This window comes from Sphingomonas sp. CCH9-F2 (assembly GCF_001556735.1).
Classification (GTDB): Bacteria; Pseudomonadota; Alphaproteobacteria; order Sphingomonadales; family Sphingomonadaceae; genus Sphingomonas; species Sphingomonas ginsenosidimutans.
The window spans coordinates 1-323 of sequence record NZ_LSJO01000275.1; the positions used below are offsets into that span (position 1 = coordinate 1).

The 323-nt window shown below is 68.7% G+C and carries 1 pseudogene; it reads left to right on the forward strand.

The window, feature by feature from the left end:
• Window positions 1-170, forward strand: a pseudogene (locus tag AX685_RS21495) (IS21 family transposase); the annotation flags it as partial.
• Window positions 171-323: the final 153 nt, after the last annotated feature.

Below are 323 nucleotides of genomic sequence, written 5' to 3' on the forward strand. Positions count from 1 at the left end.
TGCTGGCCGGCACCGCCAGCGACGACGTCATCGTCAACATCCTGGCCCGCAGGCGAGAACCGCCACGACCGCTGACCATTGTCACCCCCGAGGACCTGGCGCTGCGCCATCCGCCCCGCGCCGACTGCAACCGCTATGACAGCCTGCGAGGCCTCCATGCAGCGGCATGAGATGATGACGGCCATGACCGAGTTGGGGCTGAAGGGCATGGCTGGCGCCTTCGACGAGGCGGTGACCACCGGTCTCCAGCGCAAGCGCACGACCATGGAGGTCCTGACCGACCTGCTGCGTGCCGAGGCGACGCACCGCCATGCAGCGTCGGT